The organism is Nocardia tengchongensis, assembly GCF_054781395.1.
Genome location: NZ_BAAGUM010000006.1, coordinates 2,458,057 through 2,472,004 on the forward strand (window position 1 = coordinate 2,458,057; position 13,948 = coordinate 2,472,004).

Genomic DNA, 13,948 nt, shown 5'->3' on the forward strand with positions numbered 1-13,948 from the left:
GAATCCGTCTACGATCCCCGCGTGAGCTCGAAATCGTCCGGATCGGCCGGGGATTCGCCCGCCACCGGGCGCATGCGGGCGCGGGACATCGACCGCGTCAACGCGCGCACGCTGCTGGACGCCGCCTTCGAGGAGGGCGAGCTCGCGGTCGAGGAGTATCACCAGCGCTCCGAGCGCGCGCAGAGCGCCCAGACGCTCGGCGAACTGCAACGGCTCACCGCGGACCTGCAACCCAGCGCCAAGACCGCCGACCTCGCCCCGACCGGTACGCGGTCGCGCCGGCGCGGCGCCGGCGGCTACCCGCCCGGCACCCGGGCCCGCGATACCGACCGGCAGGCCGCCTGCACCCTGCTCGACGCCGGCCTCGCCGACGGCCAGCTCAGCACCGCCGATCACCGCACCCTCACCGAACTCGCCGGTGAGGCACGCACTTTGGGTGAGCTGGCCCAGCTCACCGACGATCTGCAGCGGCCCGCCGACGCCCGGCCCGACCCGGTCCCGCCCACCTCGCGGCGGGAGAACTGGCTCGCCGCGGGCGTCGCGGCGCTGAGCATCGCGGTGGCGGTGGGCACCTTCGTGGCCGTCGCCCGCCCGGCCACCCCGCCCGCCGGACCGCCCGCGGTGGACCTGGGCATCATCCAGCCGCTGGTGCTGCCCCGCCCGAAACTCACCGAGGCCGAGGGCATTTCCTACTTCCGCGACGTCTACCGGGCCAAGTTCGGTGACGCTCTGGTCGACGAGCTCGATCTGTACCCGGGGTACGCGGTGGTGACCCGCGCGCCGCAGCCCAACCGGAAGGTGCACTACAACTACTTCGGCGGCTTCGAGCAGACCGACCAACCCCAGACCCGGGACCCGAAAACGCCGTCCGTCGACCTCTCCGCGTTGAACCCGACGGCCGTCGCGGCGCTCGCGGCGCAGGCTCCCGCCCTCACCAAGGTCGAACAGGGCGCCGTCAACTACCTCGATATCGGGGGCAGCGGCGCCGGGCCGGTGGTCCGCATCTACGTGGGCAACCAGGCCAATGAATCCGGTTTCGTCGAGGCGACTCTCGACGGCCGGATCACGCGCACCGTGGCGTTCGGGGGATAGGCGAGACCATGGCCGATGCACGCTCCCACGGACTGCGCGCCCGCGACACCGATCGCGTGGACGCCTGCACCCTGCTCGACTCCGCCCACGCGGCGGGCGAGCTCACCGACGGCGAACACGCCGAGCGGACCGCGAAAGCCCTGGCGGCCAAGACCTTCGGCGAACTCGACGTGGTGCTGGAGGATCTCCAGATCCCGGCCAACCTGGTGAATTCGCCGGTGGTGCGGCCGCGCCGGCGCGGCCCGTCCACCCGCTGGAAGGTCGCGGCCGCGATCGTGCTGGCCGCGGCCCTGCTGGGCGCGTTCGCGGGCTGCGTGTCCCGGGTCGCCGCGCCGAAACCGGACCTGCCGGACCCGACCACGGGTCAGGGCCTGGCCAGTTTCGTCGAGGCCTACAAGGACCACTTCGGTGACACCAAGGCCGACGAGATCACCCTGTTCCCCACCTATGTGGTGATCGAGCGGCGGCCGGAGGATCCGGCCGCGGCGCGCGACGGGTACTACCGCTACGACGGCAGTTTCCGCACCACCGGCGATGTTCCCCGTTCGCCGGGCACCGATATCATCGACCTGTCGGTCCTGGATCTGAAGAAGATCGCGGGCCTGCTCGCGGGGGCCCCGCGGTCGGCGGGCGTCCCGAACGGCCGGATCAGCCACGTCATCATCGCGCACGGCAAGGACGGCGGTCCGACGGTGACCGTGTACGTCGCCGACGGTCCCAAGAGCGGCTACTTCATGGTCACCGCCACCGGTGAGCCGATCAGGATCAATCCGCCCAGCTGAACCGGGCTCGGCTGAACCACTGGAATCCACCGAGAATTTTTTTTCGGCTCGCGGAATAGATGACGTGCGTCTCCGGTTGGGACAGGTCAGCAAGGTTGAGCGAGTTGGACTCAAGTTCAAGTTGCACACCGCCGGATGCGGGTGCAGGATTGAGCCGACCACGCTCAGTGTTACTGAGATGCAGTGCTGTCGGCACTCATGTTCGTCAACGTAGGAGGAATCACCATGGCTCGTGCGGTCGGTATCGACCTCGGGACCACGAACTCTGTCATCGCCGTTCTCGAAGGCGGCGAGCCGGTCGTCGTGGCCAACTCGGAAGGATCGCGGACCACCCCCTCGGTCGTCGCGTTCGCGAAGAACGGTGAGGTGCTCGTCGGGCAGCCCGCCAAGAACCAGGCCGTCACCAATGTCGACCGCACCATCAGGTCCGTCAAGCGCCACATGGGCGAGGACTGGTCGGTCGAGATCGACGGCAAGAAGTACACCCCGCAGGAGATCTCCGCGCGCACGCTGATGAAGCTGAAGCGCGACGCCGAGGCCTACCTGGGTGAAGAGATCACCGACGCCGTGATCACCGTCCCCGCCTACTTCGAGGACGCGCAGCGCCAGGCCACCAAGGAGGCCGGCCAGATCGCGGGCCTGAACGTCCTGCGCATCGTCAACGAGCCGACCGCGGCCGCGCTGGCCTACGGCCTGGACAAGGGCGACAAGGAACAGACCATCCTGGTCTTCGACCTCGGCGGCGGCACCTTCGACGTCTCGCTGCTGGAGATCGGCGAGGGCGTCGTCGAGGTCCGCGCCACCTCCGGTGACAACCACCTCGGTGGCGACGACTGGGACGAGCGCATCGTCGGCTGGCTGGTCGACAAGTTCAAGGGCACCTCGGGCATCGACCTGACCAAGGACAAGATGGCCATGCAGCGGCTGCGCGAGGCCGCCGAGAAGGCCAAGATCGAGCTGTCGTCCTCGCAGTCGACCTCGATCAACCTGCCCTACATCACGGTCGACGCGGACAAGAACCCGCTGTTCCTCGACGAGCAGCTGACCCGCGCCGAGTTCCAGAAGATCACCTCCGATCTGCTGGACCGCACCCGCAAGCCGTTCCAGTCGGTCATCAAGGACGCCGGCATCGCGGTCGGCGACATCGACCACGTCGTGCTCGTCGGTGGTTCGACCCGTATGCCCGCCGTCTCCGACCTGGTCAAGGAACTGACCGGCGGTCAGGAGCCGAACAAGGGCGTGAACCCGGACGAGGTCGTCGCCATCGGCGCCGCCCTGCAGGCCGGTGTGCTCAAGGGTGAGGTCAAGGACGTCCTGCTGCTCGATGTCACCCCGCTGTCGCTGGGTATCGAGACCAAGGGCGGCGTGATGACCAAGCTCATCGAGCGCAACACCACGATCCCGACCAAGCGCTCGGAGACCTTCACCACGGCCGACGACAACCAGCCGTCCGTGCAGATCCAGGTCTTCCAGGGTGAGCGCGAGATCGCCTCGCACAACAAGCTGCTCGGATCGTTCGAGCTGACCGGCATCCCGCCGGCCCCGCGCGGCGTGCCGCAGATCGAGGTCACCTTCGACATCGACGCCAACGGCATCGTCCACGTCACCGCCAAGGACAAGGGCACCGGCAAGGAGAACACGATCAAGATCCAGGACGGCTCCGGCCTGTCCAAGGAGGAGATCGACCGCATGGTGAAGGACGCCGAGGCGCACGCTGCCGAAGACAAGCAGCGTCGCGAGGAGGCGGAGACCCGCAACCAGGCCGAGTCGCTGGTGCACCAGACCGAGAAGTTCATCAAGGACAACGAGGACAAGGTCCCGGCCGACATCAAGACCAAGGTCGAGGCGGCCATCGCCGAAGCCAACGACGCGCTGAAGGGCACCGACATCGGGGTCATCAAGACCGCGGTGGAGAAGCTCGCCACCGAGTCGCAGGCGCTGGGCCAGGCCATCTACGAGGCCTCGGCCGCGGACCAGGCCGCTCAGGGCAACGGCGCCGCCGCGCCCGAGTCCGATGACACCGTGGTGGACGCCGAGGTCGTCGAGGAGCCTGAGAAGAAGTGACGAACCAGAACCCGGACAACATGGTCGATCCGGCCACGGGTGAGGTCTTCGAGGCCGCGGCGGATACCGCCGCGGCCGCGGGGGCCGAGGGGACTCCCGAGGTCAGCGAGGACGCCCTCGCCGACGCGATCACGGCCGAACTGGCCGAGCGCACTTCCGATCTGCAGCGTCTGACGGCGGAGTACGCCAACTACCGTCGCCGGGTCGAGCGGGACCGCAAGGTCACCATCGACACCGCCAAGGCCGCGGTGGTCAGCGAATTGCTGCCCGTGCTGGACGATCTGGATCGCGCTCGCGCGCACGGTGACCTCGACAACGGCCCGCTCAAGTCGGTCGCGGACAAGCTGGTCACCGCTCTGCAGAAGCAGGGTCTCGAGGAATTCGGTTCGGAAGGTGAGCCTTTCGACCCGACCCTGCACGAGGCCGTGCAGCACGAGGGCAGCGGCGCGGATCCCGTGCTCGGCATGGTGATGCGCAAGGGCTACCGCTTCGGCGATCGCGTGCTGCGGCACGCGCTGGTCGGCGTCACCGACGGTGTGGCGGACCTGGCTGCGGCGCAGCCGGATTCGCAGAACGCTGGCACCGATGCCGCTGGCACTGATTAACAGCAATCGGACGCACCCCGCGTCCTCGACAACACAGAAAGGAGGAGATGCCCGGTGAATCGAGAATGGCTCGAGAAGGACTTCTACAAGGATCTGGGTGTTTCCTCCGGCGCCACCCAGGACGAGATCAAGAAGGCCTACCGCCGGCTGGCCCGTGACCTGCACCCGGACAAGAACCCCGGGGACAGCCAGGCCGAGGAGCGGTTCAAGGCCGTCAGCGAGGCGAATGCCGTGCTGTCGGATCCGGAGAAGCGCAAGGAGTACGACGAGGCCCGCAAGTTGTTCGCGGGCGGCGGTTTCGGCCGCGGCGGGTTCCCGCCCGGGGGTGGCTACGGCCAGCCCGGCGGCGGGTTCTCCGGTGGCGAGTTCAACCTGGGCGACATCTTCGGGGCCGGCGCCGGTGGCGCGGGCGGCGCGGATGGCGGCCTGGGTGACCTGCTGGGCGGACTGTTCAATCGGGGTGGCACCCGGGCGTCGTCGCGTCCGCGGCGCGGTTCCGACGTGGAGACCGAGACGACCCTTGGCTTCCGCGAGGCCGCCCAGGGCGTGACCGTCCCGCTGCGGATGACCAGTCCGGCCGCCTGCACCACCTGCCACGGCAGCGGCGCCAAGCCGGGCACCAGCCCGCGAGTCTGCCCGCACTGCAACGGTTCCGGCGTCGTCAGCCGCAACCAGGGCGCGTTCGGCTTCAGCGAGCCGTGCGAGGACTGCCGGGGCACCGGGTCGATCATCGACGACCCGTGCGTCGACTGCCGCGGCTCGGGCATCCAGAACCGGACCCGCACCATCACCGTGCGCATTCCTCCGGGCGTGCGCGACGGGCAGCGGATCCGGCTGGCCGGTCAGGGTGAGGCGGGCCTGCGTGGCGCGCCTCCGGGCGACCTGTACGTCACCGTGCACGTCAGCCAGGACAAGGTCTTCGGCCGCAACGGCGACGACCTGACCCTGGTGCTGCCGGTGTCCTACGCCGAACTGGTGCTGGGCACCACGGTGTCGGTGCCGACGCTGGACGGCCGGGTGGGCGTCAAGGTGCCGCCGGGCACCGCCGACGGCCGCACGCTCCGGGTGCGCGGGCGCGGTGTGCCCAAGCGCGACGGAGCCGCCGGTGACCTGCTGGTCACGGTGAAGGTCGCGGTGCCCCAGAAACTGGAGGACGATGCCACCGAGGCGCTGCGGCGCTACGCGGAGGCGGAGAAGACCAGTGGGTTCGATCCCCGTGCGGGATGGGCAGGTGCGTAATGAGTTCGGATCCGAAGCAGACCGGGGCGCAGTACTTCCTGATCTCGGTGGCCGCGCAGCTGGCGGGCATGCACGCCCAGACGCTGCGCACCTATGACCGGCTGGGTCTGGTCACGCCGCAACGCACGTCGGGCGGCGGCCGACGCTACTCGGACCGGGATGTGGAGCTGCTCCGCGAGGTGCAGCGCCTGTCCCAGGACGAGGGCGTGAACCTGGCCGGCATCAAACGGATCATCGAACTCACCAACCAGGTGGACGAGCTGCAGCAGCGGGTGAGCGAGTTGACCGCCGAGGTGGAAAGGCTCCGGTCGGGGTACCGCCCCGACCTGACCCCGCCGCAACGCAGCACCGCTCTCGTGGTGTGGCAGCCCCGAAATCGGCGTAAGCCGCAGTAGGGCAAGGCAAGTCGGAAGGCGGTGTCCCGGTCGGGACACCGCCTTCCTTCGTTCGCTCGGTTGCGATTGTTGCGGGTTATGTGCTGAGTTGCGTTAGCGGACTGTGGGATTGGCGAAGGTCATTGCGATAGTTAAGAACAAACGGACCGGTAGGTTATTGTTGGCTGCCGAACATGAGTTTTGTCCGTATGCTTCAAGGAATTCCACGACGAACGCAGTTGCGGCGGGATCGCTGTTTTCCTGAGTCTTGCAAAACGGATCAGCCAGAATCGGCGACTGAAAGACCGTGTCGCACGGCGTGTTCCAGTTGATCAGTCTGTTTTTGGATTAGATACCCCGCAACGTTCACGTTTTCGAGCAATAAAGGGCGCGTTATTGAAACGTCCCGTTCCGTTGCTGGCTAACCTCGCCTACACTTGCTTGGCAACGGCTGCTGTCGAGTGTCCCGCAGCACTTCACTCGCCGGTCACGCCTGCGTTCGATTGCGAAATGGGGTTGTGACACAAATGGATTCGCGCACCGTCGCATTGATAAGAACAACGTTCAAGGCGGTTGCTGCGGAAGAAGGTGGCCCCGAGAAACTCGCGCGATCGTTCTACGCCATCCTCTTCACGGAGTACCCGCACGTGCGAGACTTCTTCCCCGCCGCCCTGGATGCTCAGCGCGACCGGCTGGTCAAGGCGATCGCCTACGTCATCGACCGGCTCGAGGAACCCGAACGGCTCCTGCCCTTCCTGGCCCAACTCGGCCGCGACCACCGCAAGTACGGCGTGGTGGCCGATCACTATGTAGCCGTGGGGAACTCGCTCAAGAGCGCGCTCGAGGCGTACGCCGGCACCGAGATCTGGACCGACGAGGTCGGGCGCGCCTGGGACGAGGGCATCGGCGTCATCGCCGGCACCATGATCGAGGCGGCCGAGGGCGAGACCACCCCGCCGGTGTGGACCGGCACCGTCATCGAGCACCGGGAGGTGCTGCGCAACCTGGCGGTGGTGCGCCTCAAGCTGGACCAGCCCATGCAATACGCGGCCGGCCAGTACATGAGCGTGCAGATCCCCTCCCGCCCGCGGATGTGGCGCTACCTGTCCCCGGCCATCCCCGCCAACGCCAACGGCGAACTGGAATTCCACATTCGCGGCGTCACCGGCGGCTGGGTCAGCCCGGCCATGGTCGGTCACAGCCGGGTCGGGGAACAGTGGCTGGTCGGATCGCCGCTGGGCGGTCTCGGCGTGCCCCGCAACACCCGTCGCAAGATGCTGATGATCGGCTGCGGCACCGGCGTCGCGCCGCTGCGCGCCCAGCTGATGGCCATGACCGCGCGCCGCTCCAACCCCAAGGTGGATCTGTTCGTCGGCGGCCACTACCCGTGCGACCTCTACGATCTCGAGGTGCTCAGCCAACTGGCCTGCGCCAACAAATGGCTCACCGTGCACCCGGTCACCGAGTCCACCGAGAACCCGTGGTGGCACTTCGACAATTCCGAAGAGGCCCCCGAATACCCGGGCCTGCAACCACGGGTGGTCGGTCAGATCGGCAAGATCGTGGCGAGCCACGGCTCCTGGGAGGACCGCGACGTCCAGATCGTCGGCGCGCCCTCGATGGTGCAGACCACCAAGTTCCGGCTGATGGCTGCCGGCACCGCCACCCAGAACATCCGCCACGACCCCCTGTTCTAACCCGCCTCTCCGCGCCTTCAGCGGACGGCTGAGAGCCGTGGCCGGTCTCGTACCCGTGCCGGCGGTTCGTGCCGAACCGATTATGGGCGTCCCCGCGGAGTTACCCAGATCCTTACGAAATCAGTTGCCGCGTTGGCAATGATCAAAACCCTTCGTAGCGGATGGCTTCGGCGGGGGCGCCGATGGCGACCAGCTGGTCGATGGTGTTGCGCACCTTCGCCGCGGCGCCGCAGACCAGGATCTGGTGGTGGTCCAGGGGCCCGAAGCGTTCGGGGATGTCGGCGATGGTGCCCGGCATCATCTCCTCCGGGCGGAAGCCGATGTCGACGCGGCACTGCTCGTACCAGGGGTCGGTCAGGTCCGGATCGTATTCGTCCTGCACCACGGGAACGACTGTGAGCCAGGGCAGTTCACCGGCCAGCAGGAACAGCATGTCCGAGGCGTAGAGGTCGCGCGGGTAGCGCCCGCCCACGAACAGGTGGGTGCGCGGCGGCTGCTCCCGGCGCGCCAGGTCCAGCAGCAGCGCGCGCATCGGCGCGAGCCCCACCCCGTCGGCGATCATCACCACATCGGTGGCGTCGGGTTCCACGGCCAGCCAGCCGGCGGGCGCGCTGATCCGCCATTCGTCGCCCGGATGGGCATCGGACACGATGGTCCCGCTGCACCAGCCGCCCGGCAGTGTCCGCACATGGAATTCCAGCTTGCCGTCCAGCGACGGCGGCAGCGCGGAATACAGGCGGCGCACCATGTTCGGGTGCTGCGGGGTGCGCACCTCCACCGACTGGCCCGCCGCGAACGGCACGAACTCGCCGATCAGCCGCACCACCGTGGTGTCATCCCGCAACCGGTGCGCCCCCACCACGGTGGCGGTCCACTCGGTCTGCTCGCCCAATGGCAAGGCACCGGTCTCTTCGGGCCCGATCGTCAACGCTTACTCCTCAGTATCAATTTGCCTCCGCTCCGCTCCGGCGGGTTCGCGGCCCCTAGGTCCCGATTCTTCCCTCCTCCGCTCCTCCGCTTCGCTCCCCCGCTCCGTCGGTCCAGAATCGGGACGGCCGCGAACCTCAGGGCGGATCTGCGGGTATCGGATGTCGAGCTACGCAGGGCTGCAAGGTGTTTCGATTGCCCTACACCGGATCCGAGCTTATCGCCGACTCCGGAGCGCCCACGGCGAGCAAGGCGCGTTTGGTGTCGGCGATCATGCGGGCCGAACCGGCGATCTGGATCTGGCGGTCGGCCCAGGCGCCGAAGCTGGCGACCACCGCGCCCAGGTTGCCGATCAGCCGGCGGTGCATGCCGAACGGGGGATCGGCGGGCGGGTAGGGGTGCCACCACGGGTTGGTCTCGTTCTCGCACACCGGGATCACCGTGAGCCACGGGTTGGATTGCGAGAGCTGCCACATGTTTTCGACGTCGTAGAGATCGCAGGGGTAGCGGCCGCCCATGAACAGGTGCACGCGCGGGTTGATGCCGCGCCGCCCCATCTCGATCAGCTGCGCCCGCAACGGCGCGATGCCGGTGCCCGACCCGATCATGAGTACGTCCTTGCGGCGGCTCAGGTCCACGTGCAATCCGCCGAGCGGGGCCGCGATCATCCAGCGGTCGCCGACCTGGGTCTCGTTCACGATGCCGGGACTCACCCAGCCGGTGCGCACCTTGCGCACGTGGAATTCGATCTCGCCGTACGGATTCGTGGGGATGGCGGGCGACAGGTAGCGCCACATCCGGGGCCGCTGCGGGATCGCGACCGGCACGTACTGCCCCGCCTGATAGGGGATCGGGGTGTCGGTCTGCAGGCGCACGATGGCCAGATCGTCGACGACGCGCCGGTGCCCGACCACGGTCGCCTCCCAATAGGGCTGCGACTTATCGGAATTCGCGCCGATGGCCATGGACGCCGAGATCAGGATGGTGATGTCGCGCCAGCCGGACTCGAGCGGCGGCGACCAGTTGGCTACCCCGTTGTAGCTGCGGAAGGCATGCAGCAGGGCGCGGCCCGCGATGTCGTAGTGCGCGGCCTCCACCCCGTATTTGCGGTGGTCGCGCGCGAGTTGCTCCAGGAAGCGTTGTGCGCGGTCCCAGTCCTCCAGATTGTCGAGTACGAACGAGATGGCCGTGACCAACCGTTTCGCCTGCATGTCCATGGCGGAGGGGAACAGTTCCCGCAGGGCGGGGATCTCCGCGAAAAGATGACCGTAGAACGCGCTGATCAATCGTTCAGGCCCGTTGGGGGCCTCGACGACTGTCCGAAAGTTTGCGCGGACCAGCGCTGCCGAACGCGCATCCACGACGTCGAGCTTTCCTTCCTGTGCATACAACCCCGGAACGCCTGTTGCCAGGCGGCCCTCCGCGTCAAGTATCCCTTAAAACCCGGTGGTCGCACGGATATAGCCAACGCTGATCATCGGACGCGTAGCGTGGGCATCGGCTCGCCCGCTGGCGTAGGCGTCGAAAACTGGTCAGACTTGAGCGGAACAGACTCAACTTCTGGCGTGTTGTAGACAGCAACGACTAGTAGGAAGGTGACAGTGGACTCGTTCAATCCCACCACCAAGACCCAGGCGGCCCTGACGGCCGCGCAACAGGCGGCCTCCGTCGCCGGAAACCCGGAGATCCGTCCGGCTCACTTGCTGGTGGCGTTGCTGGATCAGACCGACGGCATCGCCGCACCGCTGCTCAAGGCCGTCGCCGTCGATCCGGCCGCGGTCCGGCGCGAAGCCCAGGAGATCGTCGATCGCCTGCCGCGCGCCACGGGCGCTACCACCACCCCCAATCTGGGCCGCGAGGCAATTGCCGCGCTCAGCTCCGCGCAGCACCTCGCCACCGAGCTCGGCGACGAGTACGTCTCCACCGAGCACCTGGTCTACGGCCTCGCCGCCGGGGACTCCGATGTGCAGCAACTGCTGCTGAAGTACGGCGCGACCGCCGACGCGCTGCGTGAGGCGTTCACCGCCGTGCGCGGCAACGCCCGCGTCACCTCGCCGGATCCGGAGGGCTCGTACCAGGCGCTGGAGAAGTACTCCACCGACCTGACCGCCGCCGCCCGCGACGGCAAGCTGGACCCGGTCATCGGGCGCGACACCGAGATCCGCCGGGTCGTGCAGGTGCTCAGCCGTCGCACCAAGAACAACCCGGTGCTGATCGGCGAGCCCGGTGTCGGCAAGACCGCCATCGTGGAGGGCCTGGCCCAGCGCATCATCGAAGGGGACGTCCCGGAATCTCTGCGCGGCAAGAAGCTGGTCTCGCTCGATCTGGGCGCCATGGTCGCGGGCGCGAAGTACCGCGGTGAGTTCGAGGAGCGGTTGAAGGCCGTGCTGGAGGAGATCAAATCCTCTGCGGGGCAGATCATCACGTTCATCGACGAGCTGCACACCATTGTCGGCGCGGGCGCGACCGGCGAATCCGCCATGGACGCCGGCAACATGATCAAGCCCATGTTGGCCCGCGGTGAACTGCGCCTGGTCGGCGCGACCACCCTGGACGAGTACCGCCAGCACATCGAGAAGGACCCGGCCCTGGAGCGCCGGTTCCAGCAGGTGCTGGTGGGCGAGCCGTCGGTGGAGGACACCGTCGGCATCCTGCGCGGGCTCAAGGAGCGCTACGAGAACCACCACCACGTGCGGATCACCGACTCCGCGCTGGTGGCGGCGGCGACCCTGTCCGACCGCTACATCACCTCCCGGTTCCTGCCGGACAAGGCGATCGACCTGGTCGACGAGTCGGCCTCGCGGCTGCGCATGGAAATCGATTCCCGCCCGGTGGAAATCGACGAGATCGAGCGCGTGGTGCGACGGCTCGAGATCGAGGAGGTGGCGCTCGCCAAGGAGACCGACGAGGCGTCCAAGCAGCGACTGGAGAAGCTGCGCTCCGAACTCGCCGACGACCGCGAGAAGCTCAACCAGTTGATGACCCGTTGGCAGAACGAGAAGCAGGCCATCGACGCGGTGTCTGTGCTGAAGGAACAGCTCGAAGCGCTCAAGGGCGAATCCGAGCGGGCCGAACGCGACGGCGACTACAACAAGGCCGCCGAACTCCGGTACGGGCGAATCCCCCAGCTGGAGAAGGAACTCGGTGAGGCCGAGGCCAAGGCGAAGACCGCCGCCGACGGTGACGTCATGCTCAAGGAGGAGGTCGGACCCGACGACATCGCCGAGGTGGTGTCGGCGTGGACCGGTGTCCCCGTGGGCCGGATGATGGAGGGCGAGACCCAGAAGCTGCTCCGCATGGAGGACGAGCTGGGCAACCGGGTGATCGGGCAGAAGGAAGCCGTGCAAGCGGTGTCGGATGCCGTGCGCCGGGCGCGGGCCGGGGTCGCCGACCCCAATCGCCCGACCGGTTCCTTCATGTTCGTGGGACCCACCGGCACCGGTAAGACCGAGCTGGCGAAGGCGTTGGCGGACTTCCTGTTCGACGACGAACGCGCCATGGTCCGCATCGACATGAGCGAGTACGCCGAGAAGCACTCGGTGGCCCGCCTGGTCGGCGCGCCGCCCGGCTACGTCGGCTACGACCAGGGCGGCCAGCTCACCGAGGCGGTGCGGCGACGCCCGTACACGGTGGTGCTGTTCGACGAGATCGAGAAGGCCCACCCGGACGTCTTCGACATCCTGCTGCAGGTGCTCGACGAAGGCCGGCTCACCGACAGCCAGGGCCGCACCGTCGACTTCCGCAACACCATCCTCATCCTGACCTCGAATCTGGGTGCGGGCGGTGACCGGGAGACGGTCATGAACGCGGTGCGCCGCGCCTTCAAGCCGGAGTTCCTGAACCGGCTCGACGACGTGGTCATGTTCCACCCGCTCGACGAGGAACAGCTGGAGCAGATCGTCGACATCCAGCTGAACCAGCTGCAGAAGCGGCTCGCCCAGCGCCGCCTCACCCTGGACGTGTCCGACTCGGCCCGCTTCTGGCTGGCCGTGCGCGGCTACGACCCGGCCTACGGCGCGCGCCCGCTGCGCCGCCTGATCCAGCAGTCCATCGGCGACTCGCTCGCCAAGGAACTGCTGGCCGGGGAGGTGCAGGACGGCGACACCGTGAAGGTGAACGTCAGCCCCGACGGCGACAGCCTGATCGTCGGGCGCTGACCAGCGCGAACGCAGGCCCCCGGGTGAACTTCGGTTTGCCCGGGGGCCTCGCCGTTTCGGAACCGTCCGGTCGAGTTCGCGGCTCGGTAGCCGTACTCCGCCTACCCTGGAGGCCATGACTGATCCGAGCGATCCGTGGTCGCGGCGGCCGGAACCGGGCCCTGGGGAGGGACCCGCCGAGCAGGCCGTACCCGGCGGCCACACCTCGGATAGCGCCGCGGCGTACGGGCCCACCGAGTCCATACCCGCTGGTCCGACCGACTATTTCGGGCAGCCGCCCGGCCCCGAGGCGACCCGGGTGTTCCCGCCCGCGGACGCGGGCTGGGGTGGCTACGACACCGGCGGCGGGTACGAGCAGCCGACGGCCGTCTATCCGGGTCAGCCGGGGTATACGCCCACGGCGGCCTACAGCGCACCGATGTATCCGCCCGCGCCCGGCGGTCCCGGTTATCCGGGTGGGCCGGGTCAGCCGCCGGGCGGCTATCCGCCGGGCGGCTTCCCGCAGAATTCGGCGCCGCCCCCGCCGCCACGCCGGACCACCATGTGGATCGCGCTGGGCCTGGCCGCGATCATCGCGGTCGCGATCGTCGGGGTCGTGGTGGGAACGGTGCTGTCCGGCAATTCGTCGGATACCGCGAGCGGACCGAACAACTCCCGCCTTCCGATGCCGGCCTTCCCGAGCAACACCTCCTCGCTGCCGCTGCCCAGCGGCGTGCCCACGATTCCGGGCCTGGGTGATCTGGACCAGCTCGGCGCGGACATGGGGACCATCGCGTCCAACGACGGCGCCACCCTCACCATCACGGCGCTGTCCGGGAGCACGGTGACGGTGAAGACCGACGACAAGACGCAGGTAATCTCCCTGGGCAGTACCAAAGTCGCGGACCTGCCGGTCGGCGAAGTGGTGATGGTTCAGGGCGACAAGAACTCCGACGGATCCATTCAGGCGAAGCTGATCTTCAGCACGTCCCTGCCGAGCGGGACTCGATGAGCAAGAATGCTGTGGGCGTG

General features: G+C 68.1%; 11 protein-coding genes. 9 read left to right on the forward strand and 2 right to left on the reverse strand.

Going from position 1 to position 13,948, the window contains the following annotated elements; genetic code table 11:
* Nucleotides 1-21 precede the first annotated feature (21 nt).
* The 7 genes from ACYVKL_RS22335 (at nt 22) to ACYVKL_RS22365 (ending at nt 7,853) form a co-directional block, all read left to right on the forward strand.
* Nucleotides 22-1,092, forward strand: coding sequence for a DUF1707 SHOCT-like domain-containing protein (locus ACYVKL_RS22335; protein WP_379165604.1), 1,071 nt, complete (start codon nt 22-24; stop codon nt 1,090-1,092).
* Nucleotides 1,093-1,100: 8 nt separating this feature from the next.
* Entirely contained in the window at nt 1,101-1,874 is a 774-nt protein-coding gene (locus ACYVKL_RS22340; protein ID WP_379165606.1) for a DUF1707 SHOCT-like domain-containing protein, read from the forward strand.
* Nucleotides 1,875-2,099: 225 nt separating this feature from the next.
* Entirely contained in the window at nt 2,100-3,938 is a 1,839-nt protein-coding gene (gene dnaK / locus ACYVKL_RS22345) for a molecular chaperone DnaK (RefSeq protein WP_379165607.1), read from the forward strand.
* A 20-nt stretch (nt 3,939-3,958) separates the two neighbouring features.
* On the forward strand, nt 3,959-4,543 hold the full coding sequence (gene grpE / locus ACYVKL_RS22350; protein WP_213560708.1) for a nucleotide exchange factor GrpE: 585 nt from the start codon (nt 3,959-3,961) through the stop codon (nt 4,541-4,543).
* Between the two features lie 54 nt (nt 4,544-4,597).
* The gene (dnaJ, locus tag ACYVKL_RS22355; protein ID WP_213558447.1) at nt 4,598-5,782 is read left to right on the forward strand and encodes a molecular chaperone DnaJ; all 1,185 of its coding nucleotides are present in this window, start codon (nt 4,598-4,600) and stop codon (nt 5,780-5,782) included.
* Nucleotides 5,782-6,177, forward strand: coding sequence for a heat shock protein transcriptional repressor HspR (locus tag ACYVKL_RS22360; RefSeq protein WP_213558446.1), 396 nt, complete (start codon nt 5,782-5,784; stop codon nt 6,175-6,177). Before dnaJ ends, ACYVKL_RS22360 begins: the two co-directional genes overlap by 1 nt.
* Nucleotides 6,178-6,683: 506 nt before the next feature.
* The gene (locus ACYVKL_RS22365; RefSeq protein ID WP_379165608.1) at nt 6,684-7,853 is read left to right on the forward strand and encodes a globin domain-containing protein; all 1,170 of its coding nucleotides are present in this window, start codon (nt 6,684-6,686) and stop codon (nt 7,851-7,853) included.
* A gap of 142 nt (nt 7,854-7,995) precedes the next feature.
* Here the strand turns inward: ACYVKL_RS22365 and ACYVKL_RS22370 are convergent, their stop codons facing one another.
* Nucleotides 7,996-8,781 (reverse strand): FAD-binding oxidoreductase, encoded by a 786-nt coding sequence (locus ACYVKL_RS22370; RefSeq protein ID WP_379165609.1) that lies wholly within the window; start codon nt 8,779-8,781, stop codon nt 7,996-7,998.
* 199 nt (nt 8,782-8,980) lie between these two features.
* On the reverse strand, nt 8,981-10,141 hold the full coding sequence (locus tag ACYVKL_RS22375) for a globin domain-containing protein (protein ID WP_357189208.1): 1,161 nt from the start codon (nt 10,139-10,141) through the stop codon (nt 8,981-8,983).
* Between the two features lie 240 nt (nt 10,142-10,381).
* On the opposite strand from ACYVKL_RS22375, the gene clpB reads away from it, so the two are divergent.
* A complete protein-coding gene (gene clpB / locus ACYVKL_RS22380; RefSeq protein WP_379165611.1) occupies nt 10,382-12,937 on the forward strand; it encodes an ATP-dependent chaperone ClpB in 2,556 nt (851 codons plus the stop codon).
* 115 nt (nt 12,938-13,052) lie between these two features.
* Nucleotides 13,053-13,928: a DUF5666 domain-containing protein gene (locus ACYVKL_RS22385; protein ID WP_379165612.1), complete on the forward strand. Its 876-nt coding sequence runs from the start codon at nt 13,053-13,055 to the stop codon at nt 13,926-13,928.
* Nucleotides 13,929-13,948: the final 20 nt, after the last annotated feature.

What these genes read in the sequence shown, in the direction of transcription:
- ACYVKL_RS22340 (WP_379165606.1), top strand. Translation starts at nt 1,101, where the DNA reads ATGGCCGATGCACGCTCCCACGGACTGCGCGCCCGCGACACCGATCGC.
- dnaK (WP_379165607.1), top strand. Translation starts at nt 2,100, where the DNA reads ATGGCTCGTGCGGTCGGTATCGACCTCGGGACCACGAACTCTGTCATC.
- grpE (WP_213560708.1), top strand. Translation starts at nt 3,959, where the DNA reads ATGGTCGATCCGGCCACGGGTGAGGTCTTCGAGGCCGCGGCGGATACC.
- ACYVKL_RS22360 (WP_213558446.1), top strand. Translation starts at nt 5,782, where the DNA reads ATGAGTTCGGATCCGAAGCAGACCGGGGCGCAGTACTTCCTGATCTCG.
- ACYVKL_RS22365 (WP_379165608.1), top strand. Translation starts at nt 6,684, where the DNA reads ATGGATTCGCGCACCGTCGCATTGATAAGAACAACGTTCAAGGCGGTT.
- ACYVKL_RS22385 (WP_379165612.1), top strand. Translation starts at nt 13,053, where the DNA reads ATGACTGATCCGAGCGATCCGTGGTCGCGGCGGCCGGAACCGGGCCCT.